Origin of the sequence: Pseudomonas sp. zfem002 (assembly GCF_032621685.1) — a bacterium.
In the GTDB taxonomy this organism is placed as follows: domain Bacteria; phylum Pseudomonadota; class Gammaproteobacteria; order Pseudomonadales; family Pseudomonadaceae; genus Aquipseudomonas; species Aquipseudomonas japonica.
Genome location: NZ_JAVYJH010000011.1, coordinates 35,204 through 57,839 on the forward strand (window position 1 = coordinate 35,204; position 22,636 = coordinate 57,839).

General features: G+C 64.7%; 19 protein-coding genes. 13 read left to right on the forward strand and 6 right to left on the reverse strand.

Translation table 11 applies throughout. The features are described from left to right. Positions 1 to 173: 173 nt before the first annotated feature. From putP to RTI28_RS14330, 10 genes are all read left to right on the forward strand, one after another. Positions 174 to 1,658: a sodium/proline symporter PutP gene (putP, locus tag RTI28_RS14285; protein ID WP_316921026.1), complete on the forward strand. Its 1,485-nt coding sequence runs from the start codon at positions 174 to 176 to the stop codon at positions 1,656 to 1,658. Between the two features lie 124 nt (positions 1,659 to 1,782). Next, complete coding sequence (locus tag RTI28_RS14290) at positions 1,783 to 2,619, forward strand: 23S rRNA (adenine(2030)-N(6))-methyltransferase RlmJ (RefSeq protein WP_316921027.1); 837 nt, start codon at positions 1,783 to 1,785, stop codon at positions 2,617 to 2,619. Positions 2,620 to 2,819: 200 nt separating this feature from the next. After that, positions 2,820 to 4,577, forward strand: coding sequence for a carbamoyltransferase (locus tag RTI28_RS14295; RefSeq protein ID WP_316921028.1), 1,758 nt, complete (start codon positions 2,820 to 2,822; stop codon positions 4,575 to 4,577). After that, positions 4,561 to 5,691, forward strand: coding sequence for a glycosyltransferase (locus tag RTI28_RS14300; RefSeq protein ID WP_316921029.1), 1,131 nt, complete (start codon positions 4,561 to 4,563; stop codon positions 5,689 to 5,691). Before RTI28_RS14295 ends, RTI28_RS14300 begins: the two co-directional genes overlap by 17 nt. Further along, on the forward strand, positions 5,691 to 6,587 hold the full coding sequence (locus RTI28_RS14305) for an antimicrobial resistance protein Mig-14 (protein WP_316921030.1): 897 nt from the start codon (positions 5,691 to 5,693) through the stop codon (positions 6,585 to 6,587). The genes RTI28_RS14300 and RTI28_RS14305 overlap by 1 nt, the downstream gene beginning before the upstream one ends. Beyond that, entirely contained in the window at positions 6,584 to 7,990 is a 1,407-nt protein-coding gene (locus tag RTI28_RS14310; protein ID WP_316921031.1) for a PIG-L family deacetylase, read from the forward strand. The genes RTI28_RS14305 and RTI28_RS14310 overlap by 4 nt, the downstream gene beginning before the upstream one ends. Positions 7,991 to 8,094: 104 nt before the next feature. Next, positions 8,095 to 8,979, forward strand: coding sequence for a DUF6625 family protein (locus RTI28_RS14315; protein WP_316921032.1), 885 nt, complete (start codon positions 8,095 to 8,097; stop codon positions 8,977 to 8,979). Then, complete coding sequence (locus RTI28_RS14320) at positions 8,976 to 10,130, forward strand: glycosyltransferase family 4 protein (protein ID WP_316921033.1); 1,155 nt, start codon at positions 8,976 to 8,978, stop codon at positions 10,128 to 10,130. The genes RTI28_RS14315 and RTI28_RS14320 overlap by 4 nt, the downstream gene beginning before the upstream one ends. Then, positions 10,127 to 11,011 (forward strand): glycosyltransferase, encoded by an 885-nt coding sequence (locus RTI28_RS14325; RefSeq protein ID WP_316921034.1) that lies wholly within the window; start codon positions 10,127 to 10,129, stop codon positions 11,009 to 11,011. Before RTI28_RS14320 ends, RTI28_RS14325 begins: the two co-directional genes overlap by 4 nt. Before the next feature lie 6 nt (positions 11,012 to 11,017). Beyond that, positions 11,018 to 11,632: a CatB-related O-acetyltransferase gene (locus tag RTI28_RS14330; RefSeq protein WP_316921035.1), complete on the forward strand. Its 615-nt coding sequence runs from the start codon at positions 11,018 to 11,020 to the stop codon at positions 11,630 to 11,632. A 6-nt stretch (positions 11,633 to 11,638) separates the two neighbouring features. Here RTI28_RS14330 and RTI28_RS14335 read toward each other — a convergent pair whose 3' ends face one another. Next, positions 11,639 to 12,766, reverse strand: a complete 1,128-nt coding sequence (locus RTI28_RS14335; RefSeq protein WP_316921036.1) for an acyltransferase — start codon at positions 12,764 to 12,766, stop codon at positions 11,639 to 11,641. 94 nt (positions 12,767 to 12,860) lie between these two features. Next, positions 12,861 to 14,540, reverse strand: coding sequence for a bifunctional O-antigen ligase/aminoglycoside phosphotransferase family protein (locus RTI28_RS14340; RefSeq protein ID WP_316921037.1), 1,680 nt, complete (start codon positions 14,538 to 14,540; stop codon positions 12,861 to 12,863). A 356-nt stretch (positions 14,541 to 14,896) separates the two neighbouring features. On the opposite strand from RTI28_RS14340, the gene msbA reads away from it, so the two are divergent. Together msbA and hldE are read left to right on the forward strand one after the other, a co-directional pair. After that, positions 14,897 to 16,702, forward strand: a complete 1,806-nt coding sequence (gene msbA, locus RTI28_RS14345; RefSeq protein ID WP_316921038.1) for a lipid A export permease/ATP-binding protein MsbA — start codon at positions 14,897 to 14,899, stop codon at positions 16,700 to 16,702. A 108-nt stretch (positions 16,703 to 16,810) separates the two neighbouring features. Beyond that, positions 16,811 to 18,232: a bifunctional D-glycero-beta-D-manno-heptose-7-phosphate kinase/D-glycero-beta-D-manno-heptose 1-phosphate adenylyltransferase HldE gene (hldE, locus tag RTI28_RS14350; RefSeq protein WP_316921039.1), complete on the forward strand. Its 1,422-nt coding sequence runs from the start codon at positions 16,811 to 16,813 to the stop codon at positions 18,230 to 18,232. A 44-nt stretch (positions 18,233 to 18,276) separates the two neighbouring features. Here hldE and RTI28_RS14355 read toward each other — a convergent pair whose 3' ends face one another. The 4 genes from RTI28_RS14355 to RTI28_RS14370 are packed head-to-tail and all read right to left on the reverse strand — an operon-like array spanning position 18,277 to position 21,646. Beyond that, complete coding sequence (locus RTI28_RS14355) at positions 18,277 to 19,233, reverse strand: metal ABC transporter ATPase (RefSeq protein WP_316921040.1); 957 nt, start codon at positions 19,231 to 19,233, stop codon at positions 18,277 to 18,279. A gap of 40 nt (positions 19,234 to 19,273) precedes the next feature. Then, entirely contained in the window at positions 19,274 to 20,086 is an 813-nt protein-coding gene (locus RTI28_RS14360) for an aldo/keto reductase (RefSeq protein WP_316921041.1), read from the reverse strand. Continuing rightward, positions 20,083 to 21,258, reverse strand: a complete 1,176-nt coding sequence (locus tag RTI28_RS14365; RefSeq protein WP_316921042.1) for an NAD(P)/FAD-dependent oxidoreductase — start codon at positions 21,256 to 21,258, stop codon at positions 20,083 to 20,085. Before RTI28_RS14365 ends, RTI28_RS14360 begins: the two co-directional genes overlap by 4 nt. A 55-nt stretch (positions 21,259 to 21,313) precedes the next feature. Next, a complete protein-coding gene (locus RTI28_RS14370; RefSeq protein WP_042120342.1) occupies positions 21,314 to 21,646 on the reverse strand; it encodes a DMT family transporter in 333 nt (110 codons plus the stop codon). A gap of 87 nt (positions 21,647 to 21,733) precedes the next feature. Here RTI28_RS14370 and RTI28_RS14375 point away from each other — a divergent pair, with 87 nt between their 5' ends. Further along, positions 21,734 to 22,627 carry a LysR family transcriptional regulator gene (locus RTI28_RS14375; protein ID WP_316921043.1) on the forward strand — a complete coding sequence of 298 codons (894 nt, stop codon included), beginning with the start codon at positions 21,734 to 21,736 and terminating at the stop codon, positions 22,625 to 22,627. Positions 22,628 to 22,636 lie beyond the last annotated feature (9 nt).

Consider the following 22,636-nt stretch of genomic DNA (forward strand, 5'->3'; position numbering starts at 1 on the left):
TTTTTGCGCCGAAAGGGAGCAAAAAGCCGTTGTTGTGAGAAATTTCATTCAAGGTGCAACTGCCTTTGTAAAAATGGTTGCACCTCATTTGAGTTGTTGAATAGGATTCGCGGCCTGGGTGCAACCTCGACTGAGGCTGTCGCTACATAAAAACAAACGCCAGGGCGCAATACATGACTGCTAGTAACCCCATCACGATCACCTTCGTGATCTACATCGCGGCAATGGTGCTGATCGGCTTCATGGCCTATCGCTCCACCAAGAACCTTTCCGACTACATTCTCGGCGGCCGCAGTCTCGGCAGCGTGGTAACGGCGTTGTCCGCCGGTGCTTCGGACATGAGCGGCTGGCTGTTGATGGGCCTGCCGGGCGCCATCTACATGTCGGGTCTGTCGGAGGCCTGGATTGCCATCGGCCTGACCGTCGGTGCCTACCTGAACTGGCTGTTCGTCGCCGGTCGCCTGCGGGTACAGACCGAGCACAACGGCGATGCGCTGACCCTGCCGGACTACTTCGCCAGCCGTTTCGAAGACCATAGCGGTCTGCTGCGGATCATCTCCGCGGTAGTGATCCTGGTGTTCTTCACCATCTATTGCGCTTCCGGCATCGTCGCCGGCGCCCGTCTGTTCGAAAGCACCTTCGGCATGCCGTACGAAACCGCGCTGTGGGCCGGTGCTGCCGCGACCATTGCCTACACCTTCGTCGGCGGTTTCCTGGCGGTGAGCTGGACCGATACCGTGCAGGCCGGCCTGATGATCTTCGCCCTGCTGCTGACGCCGATCTTCGTCCTGCTGGCCACCGGCGGCGTGGATACCACCTTCCTCGCCATCGAGGCGCAGAACCCGGCCAACTTCGACATGTTCCGCAACGCCTCCTTCATCGGCATCATTTCGCTGATGGGCTGGGGCCTGGGCTACTTCGGCCAGCCGCACATCCTGGCGCGTTTCATGGCCGCCGACTCGGTGAAGTCGATCGCCAACGCCCGCCGCATCTCCATGACCTGGATGATCCTGTGCCTGGCCGGTACCTGTGCCGTGGGCTTCTTCGGCATCGCCTACTTCTCGGCGCATCCTGAAGTGGCAGGTCCGGTCACCGAGAACCACGAGCGCGTGTTCATCGAGCTGGCCAAGATCCTGTTCAACCCATGGATCGCCGGTGTCCTGCTGTCGGCCATCCTAGCGGCGGTGATGAGTACCCTGAGCTGCCAGCTGCTGGTTTGCTCCAGTGCCCTGACCGAAGACTTCTACAAGACCTTCCTGCGCAAGAACGCTTCGCAGGGTGAGCTGGTCTGGGTCGGCCGCCTGATGGTCCTGGCCGTCGCCCTGATCGCCATCGCCCTGGCCGCCAACCCGGAAAACCGCGTACTGGGCCTGGTGGCCTATGCCTGGGCCGGCTTCGGTGCCGCCTTCGGTCCGGTGGTGCTGCTGTCCGTGCTGTGGAAAGGTATGACCCGCAACGGCGCGCTGGCCGGCATCGTGGTTGGTGCCCTGACCGTGATCCTGTGGAAGAACTACTCGGGCACCAGCCTGTACGAGATCATCCCGGGCTTCATCTTCGCCACCATCGCCATCGTGCTGGTGAGCAAGGCCGGTCGTGCGTCGTCCAGCATGGTCGCGCGCTTCGAGAAAGCCGACGCGGACTACCACGCCAACAAGTAACCGGCGTCAGTGTCGTCTGAAACGGCCCGCTTCTTTCCAAGAAGCGGGCCGTTGTCGTTTCGGCGGGCGCAACCTGACGGCGCGCGCCTGAACGGGTAAACTTCCCGGCCCCTCAGGAGTTGCCATGAACTATCGTCACGCCTTCCACGCCGGCAACCACGCCGACGTCTTCAAGCACATCGTGCTGACCCGCCTCATTGCGCTGATGTCGCGCAAGGAACAGCCGTTCGCCTATATCGACACCCATGCCGGCCTTGGCCTGTACGACCTGCAGGGTGACCAGGCGACCCGCACCGGCGAGTGGATCGAGGGCATTGGCCGGCTCTGGGGGCGCGACGACCTGCCGGAGATCACCGCGGACTACCTGCGCATCGTGCGGCGCCTGAATGCCGATGGCGAGCTGCGCTACTACCCGGGCTCGCCGGAGCTGGCGCGGCGCATGGCGCGCCAGCAGGACCGCGTGCTGCTCAACGAGAAGCACCCGGAAGACGGGCGCCTGCTCAAGGACAACATGAAGAAGGACCCGCGGGTCGCCGTGCACCTGGGTGAGGGCTGGCACGTGCCGCGGGCGCTGCTGCCAGTGCAGGAGAAGCGCGCGGTGATGCTGATCGACCCGCCGTTCGAAAAGCCCGACGAACTGAAACGCTGCACCACCGCGATGAAAGAGGCGATCGGGCGCATGCGCCAGACCGTCGCGGCGATCTGGTACCCGATCAAGGACCAGCGCCAGCTGGTGCGCTTCTACCAGGACCTGACCAGCACCGGCGCGCCGAAGCTGCTGCGGGTCGAGCTGTATGTGCATCCGCAGGACACCCCGGATTGCCTGAATGGCTCCGGCCTGGCCATCGCCAACCCGCCGTGGGGGCTGGAGGAGGAGCTGCGCGCGTTCCTGCCGTGGCTGGCCGAGTGCCTGGGGCAGACCGGGGGTAGCTGGCGGATGGATTGGCTGATCGCCGAGTGATGTAGCGGGCTCGCGGGCCTCATCGCTGGTTTGCCAGCGATGAGGCCTTCAAGATCAACAAAATTTGATCATTCCCTCGCAATTCCGGGCCTCCACCGCCCCTCCAATTGCCCACCCGCTTTGCGCTATAATCCCGCCCTTTCGCCGCCGCCCGCCCATGAGGCCGGGGCGCATTTTTACCGAATGAAGAGGCTAGACCCTTGGCATTGACGATTCTTGGCCTGTCCGGCGCCCTTAGCCATGATCCTTCCGCGGCCCTGTACATCGACGGCAAGCTGATCGCCGCCGCTGAAGAAGAGCGCTTCGTGCGCGATAAACATGCAAAGAACCGCATGCCCTACGAATCGGCGAAGTTCTGCCTCGAACAGGCCGGCATCAAGCCGTCCGACGTCGATGTAGTCGCGATCCCGTTCGCCCCCATCAGCCTGTTCGGCAAGGCTCGCTGGCACTACGCCAAGCGCTACTGGTACGCCCCTGACCGCGCCCTCGACGCGATCCTGATGGGCAACCGCCGCTACAAGCGCTACCGCAAGAAGATCGTCTGGTGCCTGGAGCAACTGGGCTTCGATCCGAAGAAGATCAAGATCGAGCCGGTCGAGCACCACCTGGCCCACGCCTCCAGCGCCTATCACTGCTCGGGCTTCAAGGAGAAGACCGCGATCCTCGGGATCGACGGCAAGGGCGAATACGCCACCACCTTCTTCGGCTACGGCGAAAACGGCAAGATCCACAAGCTCAAGGAGTTCTACGATCCGGACTCGCTGGGCGGCCTGTATGGCGCGATCACCGAGTTCCTCGGCTTCGAGATGCTCGACGGCGAGTTCAAGGTCATGGGCATGGCGCCGTATGGCGACGCCAGCAAATATGACTTCTCGCGCCTGGCCAGCTTCGAAAATGGCGAACTGGTGATCAACACCGAGTACGCCAACGTCATCGGCCTGCGCCGCTACAAAGAGAAGGGCAAGGGCTTCTACTTCTCGCCGAAGCTGATCGAGTGGCTGGGGCCGAAGCGCGAAGGCGACATCGCCGACGAGCCGTACATCCACTACGCCGCGAGCATGCAGGCGCTGTTCGAGAAGCTGGCGCTGCAGATGATCGACCACTACCTGGGCGACATCCTCAAGGAAACCGGCAAGCTGGCCTTCGCCGGAGGCTGTGCGCTGAACGTCAAGCTGAACCAGAAGATCATCGCCCGTCCGGACCTCAAGGAACTGTTCGTCCAGCCGGCTTCCGGCGACGCCGGGACCGCGGTCGGTGCCGCGGCCTACGTCTCCCACGCCCGTGGCGTGCCGGTGGAGAAGATGGAGCACGTCTACCTCGGCCCGTCCTACTCCAACGAAGACGTGATCGCCGCCTGCGCCCGTCATCCGAGCGCGCCGAAGTGGCGCAAGATCGACGACATGCCGGAGCGCATCGCCAGGATCATGGTCGACGGCAACCCGGTGGCCTGGTTCCAGGGCCGCATGGAGTTCGGTCCGCGCGCCCTCGGCGGGCGTTCCATCATCGGCTGCCCGAGCGTGCCGGGCGTGGCCAACCGGATCAACGAGCAGATCAAGTTCCGCGAGCGCTGGAGGCCATTCTGCCCGTCCATGCTGGACACCGTTGGCCCGCAGATGATCAAGGTCGATCACCCGGCGCCGTTCATGACCTTCACCTTCGAAGTGGCGGAAGAGTGGAAGACCCGTGTGCCGGAAGTGGTCCACGAAGACGGTACCTCCCGTGCCCAGGTGCTCAAGCGCGAGTACAACCCGCGCTACTACGACATGATGAAGGCGCTGGAAGTCCTGACCGGCAACGGTGTGTCGTTGAACACCTCGCTGAACCGCCGTGGCGAGCCGATGATCTGCTCGCCGACCGACGCCCTGAACATGTTCTTCGGTTCCGACCTTCAGTACCTGATCATGGAAGACATCCTGGTGGTGAAGGACGGCGCGAAAGCCTATGACACGCTCGACTGACAAGCGCGTCCTGCAGTTCTGCCACGGTTATGACGGGCCCTTTCTCGATTGTGCCCGTCAGTACGCCAGCCTGTTCGCCGGCAGCGGCTACAAGGTCACCACGGTATTTCTCACCGGCAAGGCCGATCCCCGGGTCGCCGAGGGCTGTGCCAGTGACGAAGTGCTGTTTCTCGAATTCAGCTCCAGCGCCATCCGTGGCCTGAAGCTGGGTGCGATCGCCGCGCTGCGCAAGATCGTGGCGGCGCGCGACTTCAGTTTCTGCATCGCCCATCGTTTCAAGCCGGTCTATATCGCGCTGCTGGCCACGCGCCTGGCGGTCATTGGCGTGCACCACGCCTTCGGTGACTACCAGCGCGGCAGCCGCCAACTGCTGGCCAACCTGTTCAGCAAACGCCTGAGCCTGCTCGGGGTGTCCGACGCGGTGCGTGACGACATGCGCCGCTCGCTGAAAAAGTGGCCGGCCGAACGCATCCAGACCCTGTACAACCGCATCGACATCGACGCGCTGCAGGGCCAACTGGTGCCCGCCGCCGAGGCGCGCGTGGCGCTGAAGCTGGACCCGCAGGCGTGGATCGTCGGTAACGTCGGCCGCCTGCACCCGGACAAGGACCAGACGACCCTGCTGCGCGGCTTCGCCCAGGCCCTGCCGAAGCTGCCGGCGGGTGCCCGCCTGACGATCCTCGGCAAGGGGCGCCTCGCCGCCAAGCTGGAGGCCCTGGCCGCCGAGCTGGGCATCGCCGGGCAGGTCGACTTCCTTGGTCAGGTGGCCGATGCCCGGCGTTATTTCGCGGCGTTCGACGCCTTCGCCCTGAGTTCGGACCACGAGCCGTTCGGCATGGTCCTGCTGGAAGCCATGGTTGCCGGGGTGCCGGTAACGGCGACCGCCTGTGGCGGCGCGCCGGAAGTGGTCGAGGGTGTCGGCGTGCTGTTTCCCCTGGCCGATCCCGCCGGGCTGGCGCAAGCGCTGCAGGTGCTCGCCGGGATGGACGACGCGCAACGCCAGGAATGTCGCGCCCGCATGCTGGAACGTCTGCGCCAGCGCTTTTCCGACGAGGCGGTACGCGAGGTCTTCTGGCGCTTGCCCGCTGTCGTCGCACTGACCGCGGAGGCCTGATGCTCAACTCTATTCAAGGCTGGCGCGAGCGTGGCTGGAGCGTCATCGACGCACGCACCTACGAACAGACCTGGTCGCGCTTCGGCGGCAGCGTCGCCACTCACCCGCTGGTGGTCGCGCAACTGGCGCAGATGGCCGATATCCCGGTGCGCTACCTGGCCTGGGAACACGCCGGCGAGATCCAGGCGGCGATCCCGACCTGGGGGCGTTTCCTCGCCCTGTCCAAGGACGTGCTCAAGCGCAAGGGCAAGAAAGGCCTGTTCGACCTCGGCAACGCCGAAATCATCCTGCCGGCCGCCGACACGGCCCAGGCGCCGCTGCGCCATGCCGCGCGCTACCTCTCCGAGGTCAACCAGGGCCGTTTCGTCGGGCTCAAGCCGCAGACCGAAGCGCTGGCCATGGCCCGCCAGCCGGAAGAGCTGTCGAAGAAATTCCGCTACAACCAGCGGCGCGAACTGCGCCTGCTGGAAGAGGCGGGTGGTGTGGTGAAGCCGATCCAGGACTTCGACAGCGCGGAAATCGCCGCGATGTACTGCGATCTGTTCCAGCGCCGCTGGAATTTCCCCGCCACCGGTGCCGAGCGCATGGCCGAGGCGATCGAGCGCCTGTGCTCCCTGCTGATCGGCTCGGTGGTGTTTCTCAATGACGCGCCGATCGCCATCCAGCTGGTGTACCGGGTCGAAGCCCCGCAGTGGATCAGCGTCGAGTACATCAATGGCGGCGTCGACCCCGAGACCCGCGAGTTCAGCCCCGGCAGCGTGCTCAGCTTCCTTAACACCCAGAGCGCCTGGGAAGACGCGCGGGCGCGCAACAAACCGCTGCGCTTCTCCTTTGGCCGCGCGGATCGCGAGTACAAGGACCGCTGGTGCAACCCCGTGCCGGTGTTCCAGCTGTGAATCGCAAGCAGCAGTTGCTCCGGCGCCACCGGCGCAACAAGCGCGTGGCGCTGCTGGTCGGCCTGGTGCTGCTGGTCGCCGTCGGCGTGCTGGTGGCCTGGTGGGCACCCTTGCTGCTCGCGCTGGTGGCGTGGGTCGCCCACGAAGCCTGGTTCGCCGATCACCTGTTCTACTCGCCGGCGCAGGATTATCGCTATCGCTTCCCGGATGACGCCGAGCAGCCGGTGCGCCTGAGCGCGGGGCGCCTGCACAGCGAACAGCCGCTGCACCTGGACGGCAGTGAAACCCTGATCCTCCAGGTTCGCCTCAAGAGTGGCTGGCTGGGCCGCTTCCTCGATCCCGGGGTGTTCCTCGGCAGCGGTGAAGCCCGCGACCTGCAGACCTTCGAGCGCGGCGTGAACGGGCTGCGCTATCTCAACCTCGGCGGCATGGAGGCCGCGCTCGGCGAGGGTGGACTGGCGCTGCGCGGACATCGCTGCCGCTTGCTCGGCGAGCCGAAGCTGTGGATCATCCGGCACCCCGACTATCGTCGTCAGCGGGTGATGGTCATCGCCCCTCACGCCGACGATGCGGAACTGGCGGCCTATGGCCTGTACAGCCAGGCCGAGGAAACCTGGATCGTCACCCTGACCGCAGGCGAGATCGAAGCCGAGCACTACCAGCAGATGGGCCTGGCGCCCGCTGCCGCGGCCCGGCTCAAGGGGCGCCTGCGCGCCTGGGACAGCATCGCTGTACCGCGCTGGGCCGGAGTGGCCGAGGCGCGCTGCGTGCAGTTGGGCTATTTCTGCCTGCAACTGCCGGCGATGCAGGCCGCTCCCGAGCAGCCTGTCGGCTCCTGCGAAGCCGATACCGGCGATACCCGGCCGTTTCGCCAGTTCAACCGCCTGGCCTTGCCCGGCGACGATGGCGTACCGAGCTGGAACAACCTGCTGGCCGACCTGCGCACGCTGATCGCGACCGCCAGGCCGCAGGTCATCGTGCTGCCGCATCCGCGGCTCGATCCGCACCCGGATCATCTCTGTGCCCAGCAGGCGGTGGTCGAAGCGCTGCAGGGCCTCGACTGGCAGCCGGATACCCTGCTCGGCTATGCCAATCACCTGCATGACAACGACCGTTGGCCCATGGGTGATACCGGTACCGGGGTAGCGCTACCGCCGGTTACAGAAGGCGACGACCTGTGGCTGCCGTGCAGCCTGTCGCTGGATCCCCAGCGCCAGTGCGACAAAGCCATGGCGCTGGGTATGATGCATGACCTGCAGCCGCGGCCGCCGTTCAAGCGCCGCCTGCGCAGGGTGCTGCAACGCCTGCTGGCGGGGCGGCGGGGCTCGACGTTCGGTGAAAACGAGTTCTTCCGCAAAGCAGTACGCCGTCACGAACTTCTTTGGGTCGTGAAACAAAAATAAAGAAACAGGGACTTATCGTTGTACGAAATGATGCCGAGCGATGCGCAGGGCACTTTTCGTGCTATGCGCTGAGTACCCTGAATCAACCAGACAGTGAGCTTCAAGTGATCAAATCCAAGCCGCGGATTCTTTTCGTCATCCCGTATTTCGGGCAATGGCCGTTCTGGATGCCGTTCTATCTCGAAAGTTGCCGACGCAATCCGGATATCGACTGGTTGCTGTTCAGCGACTGTGGCGTCCCGGACAACCTGCCACCCAACGTCAGGGTCGAGCCGATCGGTTACCAGGACTACTGCCGGCTGGTGTCGGCGCGCCTGGGCATCGATTTTTCCCCGGCGCAGGCCTACAAGCTGTGCGACATCAAGCCGGCGCTGGGCTACATCCATGAGGATCGCCTGCACGGTTACGATTTCTGGGCGTTCGGCGATATCGACCTGATCTACGGCGACCTGCGCGCCTATTTCACCTGCGAGCGCCTGGCCCGCAACGACCTGTTCTCCACCCATGAGCGGCGTGTCGCCGGGCACCTGTGCCTGATGCGCAACACCGCCGATCAGCGCGGCCTGTTCAAGCAGATCCGCAACTGGCGCGAGCGTTTTACCGATCATCAGCACCACGCCATCGACGAAGGCGCGTTCAGCCGCCTGTTCCTCTGGCGCAAGAACTTCCCCAGGCCGCTGTTCGAGCTGGTAGGCAAGTTCAACCCGTTGCGTCGCCGCAGCGAATTCACCGAGGCCTTCAGTACCCCGGGCGGTGTGATCAAGTGGCACGACGGCAGCTGTGATTTCCCGCGCCACTGGTTCTGGCGCGACGGGCGCCTGACCAACGACCGGGATGGCGATCGCGCGTTCCCGTATTTCCACTTCGTCTGCTGGAAGCGCAACGAGTGGTCGAAGCTGCCCACGCCCGACCCGGCCGAGGTCCAGCGTCTGGCCGCTTCGTCGAGCTGGATGCTCGACCAGCACGGTTTTCACCAGGGAGCCCTATGAAGCGACGTTTCAAGGTTCTGCAACTGCAGCCGGACTACAACATCAAGCGGCATGACTTCGCCGATCTCGCCGAGCAGATCGTCAAGGCCCTGCCGACCGAACGTTTCGAAACCACCATGGCCTTCCTCAAGGGCAGGCCGGGTCCCGGCGAGCCGGTGAGCCGTTCCGATCATTCGGTGTACTTCGAGTTCAGCGACAAGGCCCTCAAGGGCATGCGCCTGCTGGCGCTGTGGAAGCTCTATCGCTTCTGCCGCAAGGAAGGCTTCGATGTGGTGATCTGCAACCGCTTCAAACCGGTCAACATGCTGCTGCAGCTCAACCGCTGGCTGAAGATTCCCCTGTGCATCGGCATTTCCCACGGCTTCGGCGAATACGACCGGTTCTATCGCCGGCGCCAGACCCAGCGCCTGATCGATGGGCACTGGCAGTTCGTCGGGGTGTCGCCGGCGGTGAAGCAGTACCTGATCGACTGCAAGTGCGGGTTCACCGAGCAGAACACCCACGCCATCACCAACGCCATCGATATTCCCCAGGCCGAATCCCTGCAGCATTCCCGCGAGCATGCCCGCGAGCTGCTCGGCCTGCCCCAGGATGTGCGGCTGGTCGGGGCCCTGGGCCGCCTGGTGCCGGTCAAGGGACACACCCACCTGATCCAGGCGTTCGCCGCGCTCAAGGACAAGTATCCACAGGCGCACCTGGCGATCATCGGCGCCGGCCGCGAGCAGCAGAAGCTGCAAGAGCAGATCGACGCCGCCGGTCTGGGCGGGGGGGCGCATCTGCTGGGCTTCAAGGAAAACGCCCTGCAATACGTGCGCGCGTTCGACATCTGGACCATGCCGTCGCTGGCCGAGGGCCTTGGCCTTGCCCTGCTCGAAGGCATGAGCGGGCGCCTGCCGGTGATCGCCTCCAGCGTGCCGGCGATGCTGCCGCTGATCGAAGGCGCCGGTGGGCTGGCGGTGGAGCCAGCCAACGTGGCGCAGCTGACCCGGGCGCTGGACAGCTACCTCGCGCTCGACGAGCAGGCCCTGCGGGCCAAGGGCGAGGAAACCTGGACCTATCTCCGTACCCACCACGATATCGACGTATTCCGCCAGCAGTACCTGGACCTGATCGAGTCCGGCCTGGCCAACGCCAACAAGGAACCGGCATGACCGACAAGCAACCCCTGGTAAGCGTCATCATCGCTTCGTACAACCATGGACCCTATATCGAGCAGAGCATCCAGAGCGTGCTCGAGCAGACCTACCCGCATATCGAGCTGCTGGTGATCGACGATGGCTCCACGGACGACAGCGTCGAGCGCATCCAGCGCCTGCAGGCCATCCACGGCTTCGATTTCAAGGTGCAGCAGAACCAGGGGCTGACCCGCACGCTGAACGACGGCATTGCCCGCTCCCATGGCGAACTGATAGCGACGTTTGGCTCGGACGACATCATGATGCCCGAGCGCATCGCCATCCAGGTCGCGCACATGGCCGACAAGCCCGAGGTCGGCATCTGCGCCGGCAACATCGAGCTGATCGACTCCAATGGCGAGCTGTTCCCGGAAAAGCGCCAGCGGCGCGATATTCCCTTCCGCCGCTCGGATTTCGAAGACATGTTTCTTGAGCGCAAGCCCTATCCGCCTGCGCCGACCTTGCTGTTCCGTCGCGAGGCGCTGGAGAAGGTCGGGGGGTTCGACCCGGAAATCCGCCTTGAAGACCTGTACATCGAGCTGAAGATCACCCATGCCGGCTATGTCATCGACGGCCTGCCGGTGGTGATGGCGCGCTATCGCAAGCACGCGACCAACTCGTACAAGAACCACCGCTTCATGATCGAGAGCATCCTGCGCATCTACGCCAAGTTCAGTGACCATCCGGCGTATGAGGAAGTGAAGTTCAAGGCGCTGAACTCCATGTTCCTCAAAGTGGCCAATCGCGACCGCAAGCTGGCCCGCGAACTGCTGGCGCAGATTCCGCTGCGGGCCTTTACCCGCAAGACCTGGCGTGGCCTGGGACGGCTGTTCTTCTCGCCACTGGAACGGAGCTGAACGCCGATGGGCTGGATTGCACGGTTTCTCGAGAAGCGCGCCAAGCGCGCCATCCGCAAACTGCCGCGCATCGAGCGCGGCCGGGCGCGCTTCAAGGCGCGCTACCCGCACTATGAGTTCGGTATCGGCAGCTACGGACTACCGCAGGTGCATGACTGGCAGGAAGGCTCGACGCTGAAGATCGGTGCGTACTGTTCCATCGCCGAGGGGGTGCAGATCTTTCTCGGCGGTCATCATCGCGCCGACTGGGTGACCACCTATCCGTTCCCGGCAATGCTCGATGAGGCCGCGCATATCAAGGATTTCAACGGTACCCGCGGTGACGTGGTGATCGGCAACGATGTCTGGCTGTGTTCCGATTGCAGCATCCTCTCCGGCGTGACCGTCGGCAGCGGCGCTATCGTCGCCGCCGGTGCCCTGGTGACCCGCGATGTGCCGCCTTACGCGATCGTGGGTGGCAATCCGGCGAAGGTCATCAACTGGCGCTTTCCCGAAGAGGTCCGGTCCGAGTTGTTGCAGGCGGCCTGGTGGGATTGGCCTGAGGCGGAAATCCGTCAGGCCCTGGAAAAACTCTGCAACGACGATATCCAGGCCTTTCTCGATTACGCGCGCCAGCGCTGAAGCCGTTCAGGCCTTTTCCGTCGGGACGGATTGCCGCGTTTCGCGTCTGAGACGCAGCTTTTGCGCCAACTGCTTGCCCTTGGCGATCCCCGGTTTTTCGAAGAGCAGGAAGGTCAGGCTGCTGATCAGCACCAGCAGTACGCAGCACACGGCGATCACTGCCAGGAACGGCAACGGGTCGTCCAGCGCCAGGCCCATCTGCGGGTACAGGTGATAGACCACCCACCAGAGCAGGAAACCGTGCAGCAGATAAGTGCTGTAGCTGACCTCTCCCATCCAGCGGGCGCTGCGCAGGGCCAGTGCGCCGAACAGGTCGTTGCCCGACACCACCACGCAGAAGAACAGGCTCAGCAGCAGCAGCGGGAACACCGCGAAGGTCTTGTGCAGCAGGGTCATCACCACCAGCAACAGCACCACCGCGACGATCGCGGCGATCCGGCTGCGGCCCCAGGCGACCAGCGAAGGCCTGCGGATCCAGTACGCCGCGCCGATGCCACCGACAAAGCTGAGCAGGTACTTCTTCTTCAGCGAATGTTCCCAGCCGACGATCTGTGCCAGCAGGTACAGACCGATCAGGCAGGCGATGGTTTTCACATGGCCGCCACGATAGATGAAGATCATCCCCAGCAATGGCAGGGACAGGTAGAAATACACTTCGTAGGTCAGGGTCCAGGTGACATTGGATATCAGGTTTCCGGTGCCCAGGACCTGATTGATGTCCGGACGATCGAAGATCAGCCACAGGGACAGCTGCTTGAGCAGTTCGCTCGGCGTCTCCAGCAATGCCCAGTCCTTCACGTAGAACACCGTCACGGTGACCGCGGCGAGCAATGGCAGGTACAGCGGATACAGGCGGAACACGCGGGAAATCGCGAACGCCTGCCAGTCGAGATTGCGCCCCTGCTTGAGCAGCCGGTCCCAGAACAGGAAGCCGGTAATCATGAAGAACAGGGCGACGCCGACATGACCGATCTGGGCGAAGACGCGCTCCGGCGGCATGTCGATCTGGCCGCTCTGGAGAAAATGCCAGGCAATGGTCGCATGGTGGATGAACACACCGAAGGCCAGGTAGCCGCGCAGGCCATCGAGGGTTGTGGAGCGGCCGTCGGTGGTTTTCAGGTTGCTGGCGATCATCGGGACACGAACCAGAATCGCTGCACTTCCCAACGCGAGGAGATACGCAGCGACCGACAGCAGGAGTGCGGTGAGTATCATCGTTTTCCAGTTCTTATGCCGTTGACTGAAGTCGCTTGCGGATCAATTGCGTGTTGCGCTCGGAGGCGATGTCGGCATAGCCACTGAGCAATGCTTCGACATTTTCCTCGAACAGCCAATGACGATCCTCGGCATAGCGTTGCATGTGCCGCAGGTTGCGCTGACGCATCTCGCGGGACAGGGGGGAGGGCAGGATGCGCATGTCGGCCACGTCGATCAGGCCGAACTCGTGGTTCTCCAGCAGCAGTACGTTGCCCAGATGCAGGGAGCGGAAATATATGCCCCGCTCATGAAGTTGCGCGATGAAGCGGCCCAGGCGATAAGCCAGGATCTCGCGTGCCCCTGGCGAGCGAGTTTCGTCGAACGCCTGACGCAGGGTGCGGCCAGGTAGTGGTTGGTAAAGCACGCCCTGACAGCCATCTTCCTGGATATGCAGGTCGAGGATGTGCGGGGCGCTGACGCCGAGAGCGTTGAGGCACTGGCTATTGTTGGCGAAACGCTGGGAATAGGGGTTGAAGGCACCGGAAGTGAACCAGCGCCGGCGGCGAAACAACTTGAGGAAACTGTCGTCCCGCAGGCGCAGCACCTTCGGCCCCAGGCCATCTTCTTCGATGACCTTGCCGTCGCTCATCAGCCGTTCGGCCTCTTCCCGACGTATTTTTCGCGGCTCCACGGCAGACAATCGGCCTGTCCGGCGGGCGATGTTCAGGGCGGCGATCAGCGCCAAAGGAATCCACAGCAGGAACCAGTGCTCTTTCGGCCGCGAAAGGATCCCGCCACCTTCGGTCAGGCCGGCGCCGATGCCGAAGACGAGGAGCGCCGAGGCCAGGACGAAGATCCATTGTCGACGGTTGCGCCAGCCACTGTAGAGGCCGTAGGCGATCATGCCGATCCACGGCAGGAAACCGACCACGCCGACGTTGTAGAGGACGCCAAGGGCGAAGTTGTGCGGTTCGCTGAGCGTGTAGCCGATACCCACGTCGAGGCTCATCGGGGCGTCGTATCCGTGTCCGATCAGCGGATGCTGGAGGAACATATGCCAGCTCAGTTTCCAGATGTCGAAGCGCGAGGAGGAGCCGCGGGCCGTGATCATCTCGGGTACGCAGGCGACCGTGACGGCGCCGGCGATCAGTACCGCCAGCAGCATCGCAGCGGTGAGGCGGTTGGAGCGCAGCAGGGTGATCCAGCACACCACCAGCGTCAGGGCGACCAGCGGTGTTCGTGAGCCGGTGGCGGCCACCGCCACGAACATCACGAGGAACGCGACGAGGTACAGGCTCAGGGCGAGCGGCTTCTTGCTGTTGACGCACATGCACAGCCAGTAGGTGCAGAAGAAGCCGAACAGGTGGGAACTGAGCAGCGGGTTGTCGAGAGCTCCCGTACCCACCAGGCGCACCCCCGCGGTGTTAAGCCAGGCGAAACCATGGGTGTCGAGCATCGGCGCGACAGTCAGGGCGAAATCACGCATTTCGCGGATCGAGGCGACCAGCGCCAGCAGCGCTGCGCCGAGGAGAATGGGTTTGACCATTTCGTAGCGGTAGCGCAGCAGCAGGCAGGTTCCGGCGAACAGCATGAACGTATGCAAGGGACGCTTGACCAGGCTGCCCGCGGCCTCGTCCGAACTGCTCCAGGCGAGGCTGAGCGCGGCGAACAACGCGAACAGCGTAAACAGCAGGATGATCGGCTCGCGCATCAGGGTTTTGAGCTCCCCTGGGCGTACGCACAGTGCTATCAGTGTCGGGATGCTGAACAGGGTGTAGTACAGCTTGTGATGAACACTGCGATCCGGAAGGAAAAACAGCGAACTCAGCAGGAGAAAATAGCCGACCGGCAGGACCCAAAGGGAGATAGCGTCAAAGAGACGATTGGCACTGTTATGAATGCTGCTCAGATGCATACGGTACGCTGGTCGTGATGTGCGGGAGGCCAATACTAACCCAGGCTTTGCCTTTGCGCAGTGAAACCTGGCCCGTTGCCTGGCGCCCCGCGAATACCGGCTCATGAAGCTGTGTTAAAGTCGGCCTCCCATTTCCACTCCCTTTGCGTGATATGACCGACTCCAGTGGCTCCGCCAGCCCTTCGAGCATGAAGATCTACTTCCGCCTGCTTGGCTACGTTCGGCCCTATATCGGGCTGTTTCTGCTGAGTATCGTGGGTTTTCTGATCTTCGCCTCGACCCAACCGATGCTGGGCTACATCCTCAAGTATTTCGTCGATGGCCTGTCCAATCCCGAAGCCGCCCTGTTTCCCAACGTACCCTATCTACGCGATCTGCAGTTGCTCCAGGCGGTACCACTGCTGATCATCCTGATCGCGGCCTGGCAGGGCCTGGGCTCCTTTCTCGGCAACTACTTCCTGGCCAAGGTTTCCCTCGGCCTGGTCCATGACCTGCGGGTGCAGCTGTTCAACAACCTGCTGACCCTGCCCAACCGCTATTTCGACAAGCACAACTCCGGTCACCTGATTTCCCGCATCACCTTCAACGTCACCATGGTCACTGGCGCCGCCACGGACGCGATCAAGGTGGTGATCCGCGAAGGCATGACGGTGGTCTTCCTGTTCGGCTCGCTGCTGCTGATGAACTGGCGCCTGACCCTGGTGATGATCGCTATCCTGCCGCTGATCGCCTTCATGGTCAGCCGCGCCAGCAAGAAATTCCGCAAGCAGAGCAAGAAGATCCAGGTGGCCATGGGCGACGTGACCCATGTCGCCTCCGAGACCATCCAGGGCTATCGCGTGGTGCGCAGCTTCGGCGGCGAGGTCTACGAGCAGAAGCGCTTCTTCAATGCCAGCCAGAGCAACACCGACAAGCAGCTGCGCATGACCCGCACCGGCGCCATCTATACGCCGCTGCTGCAGCTGGTGATCTACACCGCCATGGCCATCCTGATGTTCCTCGTGCTGTACCTGCGCGGCGATGCCTCGGCGGGCGACATGGTTGCCTACATCACCCTGGCCGGCCTGCTGCCCAAGCCGATCCGCCAGCTGTCGGAAGTCAGCTCGACGATCCAGAAGGGCGTTGCCGGTGCCGAGAGCATTTTCGAACAGTTGGACGTCGAGCCCGAGCTGGACAAGGGCACCGTGGAGCGCGCCAGCGTCACCGGTCGTCTCGATGTGCGCAACCTCAGCTTCACCTACCCGGGCACCGAGCGCCTGGTCCTGGACGACATCAGCTTCTCCGTCGAGCCCGGACAGATGGTCGCCCTGGTTGGTCGCTCGGGCAGTGGCAAGTCGACCCTGGCCAGCCTGATCCCGCGCTTCTACCACCACAGCCATGGCGAAATCCTCCTGGATGGCGTCGAGGTCGAGGACTATCGCCTGCTCAACCTGCGCCGGCACATCGCCCAGGTGACCCAGCACGTCACGCTGTTCAGCGATACCGTGGCCAACAACATCGCCTACGGCGACCTGGCCGGCGCGCCGCGGGCGGACATCGAAGCTGCCGCCGCCGCGGCCTACGCCAAGGATTTCGTCGATCAGTTGCCGCAGGGCTTCGATACCCAGGTCGGCGAGAACGGCGTGCTGCTCTCCGGCGGTCAACGCCAGCGCCTGGCCATCGCCCGGGCGCTGTTGAAGAATGCACCGCTGCTGATCCTCGACGAGGCGACCTCGGCGCTGGATACCGAGTCCGAGCGGCATATCCAGGCGGCACTCGACCAGGTCATGAAGGGGCGGACCACCCTGGTCATCGCCCACCGCCTGTCGACCATCGAGAAAGCCGACCTGATCCTGGTCATGGACCAGGGCCGTATCGTCGAACGCGGCACCCACGAGCAACTGCTCGCCGCCAACGGCTACTACGCGCGCCTGCATGCCATGGGGCTGGACGAGCCGAGCAAGGCCGACATCACCTGATACACCTGTCCGGGGACGGCGTGTCCCCGGACTTTTCCGCTGTAATCTGGCACATGCGTCGCCTGTGCTAATATCCCGCCCCTGTTCATTCTGTCTGATGGGTTCTCCATGAAGTTGTCCATGCCGCGTTTCGATCAAGCCCCGGTACTGGTGGTCGGCGATGTCATGCTCGACCGCTACTGGCATGGCGGTACTTCCAGGATCTCGCCTGAAGCGCCGGTTCCGGTGGTCAAGGTCGAGCAGATCGAGGACCGTCCCGGCGGCGCGGCCAACGTGGCCCTGAACATCGCCGCGCTGGGCGCGCCGGCTGCGCTGGTCGGGGTCACCGGCCAGGACGAGGCGGCCGAAAGCCTGGCCAACAGCCTGCAGGCGGCCGGCGTGCGCTCGGTGTTCCAGCGCATCGCCCACCAGCCGACCATCGTCAAGCTGCGGGTCATGAGTCGCCACCAGCAGTTGCTGCGCATCGATTTCGAGGAACCGTTCGCCACTGACCCGCTGTCCCTTGGCGCGGAAGTCGACGGCCTGCTGGAGGGGGTCAAGGTGCTGGTCCTGTCCGACTACGGCAAGGGCGCGCTGAAGAATCACCAGCGCCTGATCCAGGCCGCCCGCGAGCGCGGCATTCCGGTGCTGGCCGACCCCAAGGGCAAGGATTTCTCCATCTATCGCGGCGCCAGCCTGATCACCCCGAACCTCAGCGAATTCGAAACCATCGTCGGGCGCTGCGCCGACGAGGCCGAGCTGGTGGCCAAGGGCGGGCAACTGATGCGCGAGCTGGAGCTGGGCGCGCTGCTGGTGACCCGCGGCGAGCACGGCATGACCCTGCTGCGCCCGGATCATCCGGCCCTGCACCTGCCGGCCCGTGCCCGTGAAGTGTTCGATGTGACCGGTGCCGGCGACACGGTGATTTCCACCCTGGCCGCGGCCATCGCCGCCGGCGAGGACCTGCCGCATGCGGTCGGGCTGGCCAACCTGGCCGCCGGCATCGTGGTCGGCAAGCTGGGTACCGCGGCGATCAGCGCGCCGGAGCTGCGCCGGGCGATCCAGCGCGAGGAAGGTTCCGAGCGCGGCGTGCTCAGCCTCGACCAGCTCCTGCTGGCCATCGACGACGCCCGTGCGCACAAGGAAAAGATCGTCTTCACCAACGGCTGCTTCGATATTCTCCACGCGGGCCATGTGACCTACCTGGAGCAGGCCCGTGCCCAGGGCGACCGCCTGATCGTCGCGGTCAACGACGATGCCTCGGTGAGCCGCCTGAAAGGCCCGGGCCGTCCGATCAACAGCGTCGACCGGCGCATGGCCGTGCTCGCCGGCCTCGGTGCGGTGGACTGGGTGATCAGCTTCCCGGAAGGCACGCCGGAAAACCTGCTGACCCAGGTCAAGCCGGATGTGCTGGTCAAGGGCGGTGACTACAGTGTCGACCAGGTGGTCGGTGCCGATATCGTCAAGGCCTACGGCGGGACGGTGAAGGTGCTGGGGCTGGTGGAAAACAGCTCGACCACGGCGATCGTCGAGAAGATTCGCAAGAACTGATAATCCCCGAAACTACGCGGTTGCAGGAGCTGGCAAGCCAGCTCCTACAAGCCGCCCCGCGCCATCTGCAACAGCTCCTTCGCTTTCCCGGTCAGCCGCTGCAAGCCGCTGTCCGGCTTCTTCGGCGTCAGCCCTTGCTGGCGCAGCCAGTCCTTCCAGCGAATCCGCTCCTCCTTCACCACCCAGCCTTCCTGCTGGGCGAAACTCTCCGCCAGATACAGACCCCGGGTCCCGGCCGGTACCAGGCGGTCTTTCTTCAACTGATACAGCTCCGGCAATGGTTGGCCATCTTCCAGCGGCATCAGGTACAGGTCGGGCCGGGCGCGGTTGAGGCGGGCCACCAGTTGGTCGCCTTCGAGGCGCTCATCGACATGGAACAGACTCAGTGACTTGGCTTCCTTCGGTACCTGCAGACGCAGGTCGTAGATCAGTTGCAGCGAAGCCGTGGGCAGATGCACATAAGCCCGCGGCCGTTCGATCAGTTGCTGGTTGCCACAGCGCACCGGGCGTGCGGCACCGGAGTGCGGGGTCAGGATGAAGGGCAGGGCTTCGCGGTAATGCAGGGCGGCGGCGTAGGGGGCGGGCAGCCAGGTGTCGTTGAAGCGGCCACCGAGCCAGCCTTCCGGGGTTTCCAGCAGGCATTCCTCGGCGACTTCCTGTATCGCGGTGTGCAGCGGCAGGTTGAGTTCCTGGGCCGGCACGTAGCCGGAGATCAGCTTGAGCACCACGTCGCCGCGGTCCTGGCGGCGCTGACGGACCAGGACCCAGTAATCGCGGTGCTGCCAGCACAGGGTCAGGCGCACCGAGACCCCGAGGTTGGCCAGCTCGACGGCAAAGCGCTGGTGGTCGGGCAACTGGATGGCCTTGCGCCGCTGCAGGGTCTGGGCGAAGTTCAGCGGGCGGCCGATGCTCTGGTAGCTCAACCCCTCCGGGCCGGCTTCGACATGGAGGGGCAGGGTCTTGAAGTTGCTTGGGTTCTTGCGGATCAGCGTTCGCGGCATGTCGGCTCCTTCTTGCGTTGGGGTCGGCCGCGGCGGCGGCTCAGGGCTGGCGCAGTACCTGGGCGACGGTCGCCACGTTGTGAGCCAGGTGCAGCGGATTGATGGTGCCGACAATAGCACTGCTCACGCCGGGGTGGGCAAACAGCAGCTCGAAGCTGGCCTTCACCGGATCGACCCCCGGGCTCAGGCAGGCATGGCCACTGGCCAGGGCCTTCTTCACCAGGATCGCCTTGCCATGGGCGGCGGCGTAGTCCAGCACCGGGCGCTCGGCCTGCTCGTTGAGATTGTAGGTGACCATCGCGCAGTCGCCCTGCTCCAGTGCTTTCAGGCCGCCTTCGGCGGTCTTGCCGGAAAAGCCGAAGCCGCGGATCTTGCCTTCCTGCTTGAGCAGGGCAAGGGTCCGATAGACCTCTTCCTGCTCCAGGATGCGCAGGTCATCGCCGTTGGAGTGGACCAGGACCAGGTCGATGCACTCGGTCTCCAGGCGCTTCAGGCTGCGCTCCACCGAGGCGCGGGTATGGGCGGCGCTGAAATCGAAGCGGGACTGGCCGTCGTCGAATTCCTCGCCCACCTTGCTGACGATCACCCACTGATCGCGCTGGCCGCGCAACAGCGGGCCGAGGCGTTCCTCGCTGCGGCCATAGGCCGGCGCGGTGTCGATCAGGTTGATGCCCAGCTCACGGGCCTGGGCCAGCAACAGGCGGGCGGCCTGGTCGTCGGGGATGGTGAAGCCGTTGGGGTATTTCACGCCCTGGTCGCGGCCCAGTTTCACCGTGCCCAGGCCCAGCGGCGAAACCATCAGGCCAGTGTTGCCCAGCGGTCGATGCAGGTTGTGCAGGGTCGGCAGGGTCATGGCAGCAGGCGCTCCCATTCCGCTTGCGCCAGCGCGGGCTTCGGCAGGTCGGGCAGGGCGGGGCAGTTGCCCGGGCGGATGCCGTCGCGGTCGAGGGCCTGCAGCACGCGGTCGGCGAAGTCCGGCGCCAGGGCCAGCTTGGTCGGCCAGCCCACCAGCAGGCGCTGCTGTTCGGCGAGGAAGGCGTTGTCCGGGCGGACCAGGCCGGATTGCGCCGGCTCGGCGCGATCGACCCGCAGGGTGGCCCAGCGCACCTGGCTGAGGTCGACCCACGGCAGCAGGCTGGCAACTTCCTTCTTCGCCGCGGCGATCTGTGCCTCGGGTTCGCGGGCCACGCCATCGGCTTCGGCGAGGTCGCCGCCGAGGTACCAGACCCACTGGCCGTCGGCGGCCGGGTGGGTGGTCACGGTGATGCGCGGCTTCGGCCCGCCGCCCAGGCAGTGGGCGTAGAGCGGCTTCAGGCTGGGGCCCTTGGCCATGACCATGTGCAGCGGCCGGCGCTGCATGGCCGGCTGGCTCAGACCGAGGTCGGCGAGCAGCTCGGCGGTGCCGCCACCGGCGCTGAGCACCACGCGCTGGGCGCGGATTTCGCGGCCGTCGACGCGCAGGCCGAGCAGTTCGTCGCCGTCGCGCAACGGCTCGATCCGCTCGCCGGCGAGCAGGCTGTCGCCCGCCAGTTCGGCCAGGCGTTGCAGCAGGCTCGGTACGTCGATCACCAGCTCGGCCAGGCGATAGACCTTGCCCTTGAAGGCGCGGTCCTGCAGGGCTGGCGGCAGTTGTTCGCCCTTGACCTGGTCGACGCGGCCACGCACCGCCTTGCTGGCGAAGAAGCTGGTGAGGTTGCCGGCGATCGTCCCGGGGGACCAGAGATAGTGGGCGTCGGACAGCAGGCGCACGCCGGACAGATCCAGCTCGCCGCTGCCGTCCAGGGCCTCGCGCCAGCGCCGCGGCATGTCGGCGATGGCTTCCGAGGCGCCGCTCAGGGCACCGTGCAGCGCGTACTTGGCGCCGCCGTGGATGATGCCCTGGGATTTGAGGGTCTGCCCGCCACCGACGCTGGCGCGTTCCACCAGCACCGTCGAGTAACCCAGGCGCCGCAGACGGGCATTGAGCCAGAGACCCGCGACCCCCGCGCCGACGATCAGGACGTCGGTGGAAATGACCGATGACATGCAGTTACCTCAACAAGCTGGACAGGCGGGCAAGTATACAGCCTGTTGTGCGTCATCAATGCCCGGCGGTTTTCGAGAACAGCTGGATCACCACCACGCCGCCGACGATCATCGCCATGCCGAGCATCGCCGGCAGATCCAGCTTCTGGTCGTAGATCACCAGGGCGGCGACGCTGATCAGGACGATGCCCAGGCCGGACCAGATCGCATAGGCGATGCCCACCGGAATGCTGCGTACCACCAGGGTCAGCATCCAGAACGCCACTGCGTAGCCACAGATCATCAGCAGCAGCGGCAGCGGCGTGCTCAGGCCTTTCACTGCTTTCATCGAGGCGGTGGCGATGACTTCGGCGCAGATGGCGATGGCGAGATAGGTGTAGGCATTCATGATTCGGACTCCTCTGATGGCTCGCGCATTCTAGGGATTGGCCAGATGCGGTAAAGTCATTTCCTATCACTTTTGGAGATAGGTTCCATGGTCCAACCGCAGTGGAGTCTGGAGCAGGTGCGCCTGTTCGTCGAAGTCGCCGAGCGGCGTTCGTTTTCCGCCGTGGCCCGGGCCGACGGTCGTGCCCAGTCGGCGGTGAGCAATGCCATCGCGCTGCTGGAGACTGACCTCGGCCTGACCCTGTTCGAGCGCAGCAGCGGGCGGCAGCCGCAACTGACCGAGGCGGGTGCGGCCTTGCTCGAGGATGCGCGGGAGTTGCTGCGCCAGTGCGAGCGCCTGGATGGCCGGGCCTCGGCCTTGATGCGCGGGCAAGAGCCGCGCCTGCGTCTGGCGCAGGATGAGGCGATGCCCTATCCGCCGGTGATCGGCAGCCTGGAAGAGCTGTCGCAGCGCTTTCCGTTGCTTGAAGTGCAACTGGCCAGCAGCGCCCAGGGTGACGTCGCGCGGCAACTGGTGGAGCGCCGGGCCGACCTGGGGTTGCTGTTTCACCATGAGCGCGTGCCCGATGCGCTGGAGCGCCGGGCCCTGGGCAGTATCGAAATGGTCACGGTGTGCCCGGTGGGGCATCCGCTGGCGGCGCTGGAACGGGTCAGTTGCGAGCATCTGGCGCGGCATCGGCAGTTGCTGGTCAATCCGCGGGACAGCGGTTATGCCGGCGGCGAGCCGGCCAGCCCGCAGGTATGGCGGGCGGACAGCTTCTATGTGATGGCCGAACTGCTGATGCGTGGCCTGGGTTGGGCCTGGTTGCCGCGTCATGTGGTGCAGTACCCGACCTATCAGCAGCATATGGTCGAGCTGGACTGCGAATGGCGGCCGCCGGCGCTGGTGGTGGAGCTGGCCTGGCGGCGGGATGAGCCGCTGGGGCCGGCGGCGCGGTGGTTGGCGGAGCGGTTTGCAGTGCATCTGCGGGAAATGGGCTGATCTTTCGGG

Bases quoted from the DNA above. Each gene is read 5' to 3' on its own strand.
- RTI28_RS14330 (WP_316921035.1), top strand. From the start codon at position 11,018: ATGGGCTGGATTGCACGGTTTCTCGAGAAGCGCGCCAAGCGCGCCATC.
- RTI28_RS14290 (WP_316921027.1), top strand. From the start codon at position 1,783: ATGAACTATCGTCACGCCTTCCACGCCGGCAACCACGCCGACGTCTTC.
- RTI28_RS14355 (WP_316921040.1), bottom strand. From the start codon at position 19,233: ATGCCGCGAACGCTGATCCGCAAGAACCCAAGCAACTTCAAGACCCTG.
- hldE (WP_316921039.1), top strand. From the start codon at position 16,811: ATGAAGTTGTCCATGCCGCGTTTCGATCAAGCCCCGGTACTGGTGGTC.
- RTI28_RS14360 (WP_316921041.1), bottom strand. From the start codon at position 20,086: ATGACCCTGCCGACCCTGCACAACCTGCATCGACCGCTGGGCAACACT.
- RTI28_RS14320 (WP_316921033.1), top strand. From the start codon at position 8,976: ATGAAGCGACGTTTCAAGGTTCTGCAACTGCAGCCGGACTACAACATC.
- RTI28_RS14340 (WP_316921037.1), bottom strand. From the start codon at position 14,540: ATGCGCGAGCCGATCATCCTGCTGTTTACGCTGTTCGCGTTGTTCGCC.
- RTI28_RS14300 (WP_316921029.1), top strand. From the start codon at position 4,561: ATGACACGCTCGACTGACAAGCGCGTCCTGCAGTTCTGCCACGGTTAT.
- RTI28_RS14335 (WP_316921036.1), bottom strand. From the start codon at position 12,766: ATGATCGCCAGCAACCTGAAAACCACCGACGGCCGCTCCACAACCCTC.
- RTI28_RS14365 (WP_316921042.1), bottom strand. From the start codon at position 21,258: ATGTCATCGGTCATTTCCACCGACGTCCTGATCGTCGGCGCGGGGGTC.
- putP (WP_316921026.1), top strand. From the start codon at position 174: ATGACTGCTAGTAACCCCATCACGATCACCTTCGTGATCTACATCGCG.
- RTI28_RS14325 (WP_316921034.1), top strand. From the start codon at position 10,127: ATGACCGACAAGCAACCCCTGGTAAGCGTCATCATCGCTTCGTACAAC.
- RTI28_RS14375 (WP_316921043.1), top strand. From the start codon at position 21,734: ATGGTCCAACCGCAGTGGAGTCTGGAGCAGGTGCGCCTGTTCGTCGAA.
- RTI28_RS14305 (WP_316921030.1), top strand. From the start codon at position 5,691: ATGCTCAACTCTATTCAAGGCTGGCGCGAGCGTGGCTGGAGCGTCATC.
- msbA (WP_316921038.1), top strand. From the start codon at position 14,897: ATGACCGACTCCAGTGGCTCCGCCAGCCCTTCGAGCATGAAGATCTAC.
- RTI28_RS14370 (WP_042120342.1), bottom strand. From the start codon at position 21,646: ATGAATGCCTACACCTATCTCGCCATCGCCATCTGCGCCGAAGTCATC.